The organism is Armatimonas sp. (assembly GCF_043760365.1).
Classification (GTDB): domain Bacteria; phylum Armatimonadota; class Armatimonadia; order Armatimonadales; family Armatimonadaceae; genus Armatimonas.
This window is the reverse complement of the sequence record NZ_JAYUPA010000118.1, coordinates 1-6,386: the sequence shown is the minus strand read 5'-3', so window position 1 is coordinate 6,386 and position 6,386 is coordinate 1. Positions and strand designations below refer to the sequence as shown.

Below are 6,386 nucleotides of genomic sequence, written 5' to 3'. Positions count from 1 at the left end.
CGTAGATCAAAACGCGGCTAAGGCTCAGCCGGGAGCTAACACGCCACCCGCTGCCGCGTCCACAAACACGATGGCAGCGCAACGGGCGGAAAAAGAAGGTAAGTAGTTGCCGCAAGGCACGTGATACTTGAATGAGAGGCTCCTACGGGAGCCTCTCTGAATTTTAGACCATGCAAAAAACATTCCCTCATTTTGGTGCGCCCGCGGGCACACAGTTCGCCAAAGTCGTGCCCGGCGGCACGACGATTCTTCCCAACGGGCGCTTTCTGACGCCGCTGGGCAAACGGCTCTGGGCTCCGCGGGAGAACTTATGGAGCGTGGGGCTCTCGCCCGATGGCAAGACACTCACCGGGCTCTATGAGGGCGGCTTGGCGCTCTGGCCGACAAATTCCAGCGAGACAAAGCCTAAGGTGATTGCAAGGCGTGATGCGGGCTTTGCAGGCGTGTTCACCAAAGACGGAGCGCGCTATATCGTGTCGAGTGGTGATGCGGGCCACGGTATTGAGATATACAACACCAGCGACTGGGACGCTGAGACCGTAAAAATCGCAGCGGATAAAGAAACCTACATCAACGACATCGCCCTCTCGCCCGACGAGCGCTGGGTCTACGGCGTGGACGTGGCGCGGCAGAGAGTGGTGGTCTTTGATCTGCAAAGCGGCAAAGTCGCGGCGGACGTGCCTGCGGGGCGACAGCCGTATGCCTGCGTGCTCTCCGCCGATGGCAAGCGGCTCTTTATCGCCAACATTGGAATTTTCGATTATAGCCTCGTGCCACCGCCCGCGCCCGGAAGTGGCGGGAGCAAGCGCGGACTCGCCGTGCCTGCATTTGGTTTTCCCTCACCCGAGGCTGAGAAGGGAGTCGAGCGTGAGGGACGGAAAGTTCCCGGCCTTGGTAGCCCCTATGTCCCCGATGCACAGAGCCTCTGGGCCTACGATGTGAGCAATCCCGCCGCGCCCAAAGTGACGGCAAAGGCCAAGACCGGCGTGCTGATCCATGCGCCTGCCGATGGTGGGAAGTCCGTGGGAGGCAGTGCGCCCAATGCGCTGCTGCTGCGTGGCAATCTGCTCTTTGTGAGTAATGCCAACAACGACACAGTACAGATTTTCGATGTCGCGACCATGAAGCCGCGCAAGAGTATAAAACTCACGCCCACCAAGGAGACCGCACTGCTACGCGGGGTAATTCCCACCGGCATGGCACTGAATAAAGCGGGGACGCGGCTCTATGTCTGCGAGGCGGGGATCAATGCCGTGGCCGTGATTGACCCAAAAGCGGGGGTCGTGCTGGGGCATATCCCGACCGGCTGGTTTCCGGTGCAGTGTGTGCTGTCAAGTGACGAGAAGACGCTCTATATCGGCTCGCAAAAGGGCCTGGGACGTGGCCCTAGCGGCACTAAGAACCCACGTCCTGCCACGGACGAGCGCTCCGGGCTCTCCGCGATGCCGGGCATGGTGGACTGCGTGAGCCTACCAAGCCTCAATCTCGCCAGCGCGACGAAGTCGGTTTTAGCCAACAATGGACTGCTTCCCAAGGCAACACCCGCCCCCAAGCTCCCTAAAGAGATTGAGTATGTCGTATTTATCACCAAGGAGAACCACACGTTTGACGGTATCTTCGGCACGCTGGAGAACGCCGCCGCCGAGCCGGAGTACGCAGAGTGGGGTGAGCGCGGCTGGATTCGGGAGAACGGCAGTAAAGAGAGTGCCGAGCGCGTCCCGATCATGCCCAATCACTTAAAACTCGCGCGGCAGTTTAGCATCTCCGATAACTTCTACATGGAGCCCGATGCCTCGGGTGACGGCCACCGCTGGCTGGTTGGGGTCTATCCGAGCCTCTGGACCACCCGCGTCTTCTACTCTGGCTGGAACTTCTCGCTCTCCGAGTCCGCACGGGGGCGCATGATCAGCTTCGGCTCCAACGGAAGCCAGATCCCTGAGGACTACTTAGAGAACGGCTCGCTTTGGGAGCATCTGGCGCGAGGGGGCGTGAGCTTCCGCAACTATGGTGAGGGCTACGAATTGCCACACAACGATGAGGGGGAACCAGAGACCAAGTCTGGCGCGTTCACACTCGTCAATTTCCCGATGCCCAAGGTGCTCTACGACAACACGTGCTTTAACTTCCCGGCTTACAACAACAACATCCCCGATATCGCCCGCGCCGACTGGTTTAGAGAAGATATTGCAGACTACCGAAAAAAGCACAAGGGCAAGCTCCCACACTTTATTAATATCGCCATCTGCAACGACCACGGTGCAGGCAAGCGCCCCGAGCGTGGCTACCCCTACACTGCCAGCTTCATGGCCGATAACGATCTGGCGCTGGGCCGCATTGTTGAGTACTTAAGCCATCAGCCCGAGTGGAAAAAAATGGCGATCTTCGTCACGCAAGACGACTCCGGCGGCGATGGGGACCATATTGACCGGCACCGTAGCTTTGTGCTGTGCATCAGCCCCTGGGCGAAAAAGCACCATGTCGCGCACCAGCACACGAGCATCATGAGCATTATAAAAACCATCTACCGGCTCTTTGGGCTTGGCCCCAACAACCTCTGCGATGCCCTCGCCACCGATTTGTCGGAGATGTTCACCACAACGCCGGACTTCACCCCCTACAAGCACACCCCCGCCGACCCACGCGTCTTCAAGCCCGCCGACACGTTCGACCCAAGCGATCCGCAGTTCAAGCGCCGCCGGGGCGAGAAACCCGATGTCCCGCTTGATGACCCGAGGTTTATTGACTCTCTGCGACAAAAATAAGACTGTAGTACAATGCGCTCGTGAATAAACTCTACTTGGAGACGGCGATCTCTCTGGCACGGCAGGCTGGGGAGATTGGCCGCTCGATCTTCGTCACTGCCCGCGAGAGCACCTGGAAGTCCGACAACACGCCCGTGACAGCGGCGGATATTGCGATCAACGATCTGGTGATCCGCGAGATCTCCCGAATCTACCCAGGCCATGCCATCCTGGGTGAAGAGGCCAGCCAGCCACACGAGGGCGCGGATCATATCTGGGTCTGCGATCCGATAGACGGGACAATCCCCTACGCACTCGGCATTCCGACGTCGGCGTTCTCCCTCGGCCTGGTGATCAATGGTGTTACCGAAGTGGGCGTCGCCTACGACTTCCACGCCGACCGGATGTACACAGCGGAGCGGGGCAAGGGCGCGTTCTGTAACGGCCAGCCGCTCACGGCGTTTACCGGCACGAGCCTGCGCGCCACGGTCACCGATGTGGAGGGCCTCTGGTGGAGCGGCTTCCCCGTGGGTGAGCTCACCGAGCTTCCGAACCTCCTAGAGCGCGAGGGCAGCAAGATATTAAAAGTCTGCTCGATGGTCTACGCAGGGCTCTTAGTGGCTCGCGGCGAGCTGGCAGGAATGATCAGCCGGGGAGACAAGCCCTGGGACGTGGCGGCGATGGATCTCATTATCCGAGAGGCAGGCGGCTGTGTGACGGACTTGCAAGGCAACCCGCTCCGGTGCGACGGCCCGATTCCTGGCAGTGTGGTCTGTGGGGCTGGCGTCCAGGATGCCTACCTCAGCTTAATTGATGAGGCGTTTGGCTGAACCCACCCGGCTCGGACCCACCCGGCTCGGACCCACCCGGCTTCGTTCGTTCCTCACTATGCCACCCTCCCTCAGGGCAGGGAGGGTTAGGGAGGGTTTTCTCACCCCTTCCCGGGTACCCTCTGGGTGCTGAAGGAAGGGGCCGGGGGATGGGTTCAAAGCGTACCAGGGAAGGGGGCCGGGGGGATGGGTTCTGGACACCTTCAGGCAGGCGTAGGGTCCAGCACCACCGACAAGAATCCACCAGCAGCATCTAGTAGCGCCCGTGCTTCGTCGGCACTCACGCTCTTACGGGCCATGACGATCCCCACTTTTGCAGAGCCTCCGGACTCGGTGAGAAGCCGAGCAGCGGTCTCGGCGTCCGTTTGGCCGAGGTCGGCGATGAGGCGCTTGGCGCGGGCGATGAGTTTAATATTCGTGGCCTGGACATCTACCATTCTATTTCCTAGAGTCTTGCCAATTTTTACCATCGCGCCGGTGCTGAGCATGTTGCAGATAAGCTTTTGCGCCGTGCCGGACTTGAGGCGCGTGCTGCCCTGAAGCACTTCGGCCCCGACCACTGCCTGAATAGCAATATCAGCGTCCTCGCAGAGCGGTGCGGGGGTGGCGCAGGCGACGCCGACGGTGACAGCTCCCCTCTCTTTTGCACGGGCAATCGCGCCGCGAACATAGGGCGCTCCCCCGGAGGCGCTCATCCCGACGATCACGTCGTGCGCACCAACTTTTGCCTCGTCCATCGCGCTTGCGCCTGCCTCTCTATCATCCTCCGCACCCTCGATGGCCTTGGTGAGTGCACGCTCGCCGCCTGCAATGATGCCAAAGACTTGCTCCACCGAGACGCCGAACGTGGGGAGGCACTCGCTGGCATCGAGCACGCCCAGCCGCCCCGAGGTGCCTGCCCCGACGTAGATCAGCCGTCCGCCGCTACGCAATCCCTCGGCGATAGCATCCACGGCGCGACCGATCTCGGGAATGCAGCCCCGGACAATAGAGGCCACGGTAGCGTCTTCGTCGTTGATGCGCCGTAGCAGCTCATCGGTGGGCAGACGATCCATGCCGTCGGTGTGTGGGTTCACCAGCTCGGTACTCGGTAGTGTGTTCATGTTTAACCTCTCCCCCCAGCCCCCTCCCCCGGGCAGTCGCAAGCTCCTTGGGGAAGGGGGAGCCAAAAGCCCCTTTCCCAGCGAAGTACGAGCGCCTGGGAGAGGGGGCTGGGGGGAGAGGTTAAATGCCTTACGCTTCTCGCACAACCTTTACGACATTACTGCCTTTTTCATTACCCGTCTTGGTGACGACATAGACTTTGAGCACTACGCCCTCCCCGACTTCCGTCAAGCCTAGCTCGCCGTGCCAGGTGAGGGTGCCGGGGCTGACCATGGCGACCACGGCCTCATTGCGCGTGCTGTACGCAGGCAACGGTGCGGCGCGGATGCTGTAGTGGTCGAGCTGGTCGTTGTTGGAGGCTGTCCAGGCAAGCTGGGCGCAGGTGAGGTCGCGGCTCCAGTGCCCGCTGAGGGTCACGCCATCAGGGGTGCTGCCGCCGGTGGGATAGAGTCCGGGAACGGTGGCGAGTAAGGGATGGTCGGTGTCGTAGCGGGCAATAACGGCGTTTTTATACTGCCGCAGACGCGTGACGATCTCGCTTCGCAGGGTGTCGCGGGTGCGGCGGTCTACGGCAAGAGTCTGCTCCAAGAGGCTGATTTGCTTGTACACGCTCTGAAGCATGGCCAGTTCGGTTTTGAAGCTTGCTAAATCGTACCCTCTGGCAAGCCGCAGCCCCCCGACAATTGCGTCATCACCTTCGTCGGTATTGATGCGCTCCCAAAGAGTCTCCATCTCGGTGAAAGGCTTGAGTGTTCCGGCCATATCAGCGGTCGCAAGCGGCAGCGTGGGCAGTGTCTTAGCATACGGCGTACCATCGAGCGCACTCTTTACCGCCCCACGAAACTGCGTGAGCCTCGGACGGAGCTTCTCTTTAAGCTGATCGCGCTTGCTGGCAAGCGTCGCTAAAATCAGCACCGACGAATCTACTTTTTGAATGAGCGCAGCCACGGCAGTTTGATCCGCAGTTAATTTAGCGAGCGTGTACCCACCCTTGAGTTCTAGCGCAGCCGAAGCAAGGTCATCGTCAACGCGTGCCCAGTGTGTTGCAACATTGGCAAGCGTGATCTGAAATCCACTGATGGTTGTAATTGGCATAATAATTTTTTTCTCAAGAGCTTTGATGCTCGTCTAAATTGTACCACTTTTAAAACACAAATAAAATGCGAGCTAGTTTGTCGTATCCACAAAAACCAGCAACGGCAGTGCGTCTTTCGATAAACCTAAATCGTTAAGAAGCCTTAGCAACGATTGCAAGATTGTCTGCGTGTTGCGATGATGCCTACCCAGTGCCTTATGAAATATTTTAAACGCTCGCTTCAGCAAAGGCACTGCGTCCACCTTTCGCCCCATATAAAAATACAGCAACGCCAGATTGTTCAGGCTCGTCGCGGTATCGGTATGATCTGCACCAAGCGCTTTCTCGCGAATCGCAAGAGCACGCTCATACAGAGGAAGCGCGGAGGCATAGTCACCTTAAGTTTTATACAGTAACGCCAAGTTGTTTAAGCTCTGTGCGGTATCGGGATGATCCGCACCAAGCGCCTTTTCACGTATCGTCAAAGCATGCTTAAACAAAGGAAGCGCGGAGGCGTAATCTGCCTGGCGTTCTTTATGAAAGCCTAGTTGGTTGCAAAGTAAGCCTACATTTTCAGTCTCGACACTCTCTTTTATTACAAATGCAACGATATGCTGTGCATGGGCAGCAAGATGG

Annotated in this window: 5 protein-coding genes and 1 pseudogene; 2 read left to right on the top strand and 4 right to left on the bottom strand. The window is 59.0% G+C overall.

The features are described 5' to 3' along the window. Positions 1 to 170 precede the first annotated feature (170 nt). Entirely contained in the window at positions 171 to 2,762 is a 2,592-nt protein-coding gene (locus tag ACH2EH_RS03165; protein ID WP_395138887.1) for an alkaline phosphatase family protein, read from the top strand. Positions 2,763 to 2,782: 20 nt separating this feature from the next. Then, positions 2,783 to 3,571 (top strand): inositol monophosphatase family protein, encoded by a 789-nt coding sequence (locus ACH2EH_RS03160; RefSeq protein ID WP_395138886.1) that lies wholly within the window; start codon positions 2,783 to 2,785, stop codon positions 3,569 to 3,571. Between the two features lie 203 nt (positions 3,572 to 3,774). On the opposite strand, the gene murQ is transcribed toward ACH2EH_RS03160, so the two are convergent. The 4 genes and pseudogenes from murQ to ACH2EH_RS03140 form a co-directional block, all read right to left on the bottom strand. Continuing rightward, positions 3,775 to 4,674, bottom strand: coding sequence for an N-acetylmuramic acid 6-phosphate etherase (murQ, locus tag ACH2EH_RS03155; protein ID WP_395138884.1), 900 nt, complete (start codon positions 4,672 to 4,674; stop codon positions 3,775 to 3,777). A 130-nt stretch (positions 4,675 to 4,804) separates the two neighbouring features. Continuing rightward, positions 4,805 to 5,770: a hypothetical protein gene (locus ACH2EH_RS03150; protein ID WP_395138882.1), complete on the bottom strand. Its 966-nt coding sequence runs from the start codon at positions 5,768 to 5,770 to the stop codon at positions 4,805 to 4,807. Between the two features lie 72 nt (positions 5,771 to 5,842). Next, positions 5,843 to 6,136: pseudogene (locus ACH2EH_RS03145) on the bottom strand (tetratricopeptide repeat protein); the annotation flags it as partial. A 12-nt stretch (positions 6,137 to 6,148) separates the two neighbouring features. Next, on the bottom strand, positions 6,149 to 6,386 hold a 238-nt coding region (locus ACH2EH_RS03140), incomplete at its 5' end, for a tetratricopeptide repeat protein (protein WP_395138880.1).

What these genes read in the sequence shown, in the direction of transcription:
- ACH2EH_RS03165 (WP_395138887.1), top strand. Translation starts at nt 171, where the DNA reads ATGCAAAAAACATTCCCTCATTTTGGTGCGCCCGCGGGCACACAGTTC.
- murQ (WP_395138884.1), bottom strand. Translation starts at nt 4,674, where the DNA reads ATGAACACACTACCGAGTACCGAGCTGGTGAACCCACACACCGACGGC.
- ACH2EH_RS03150 (WP_395138882.1), bottom strand. Translation starts at nt 5,770, where the DNA reads ATGCCAATTACAACCATCAGTGGATTTCAGATCACGCTTGCCAATGTT.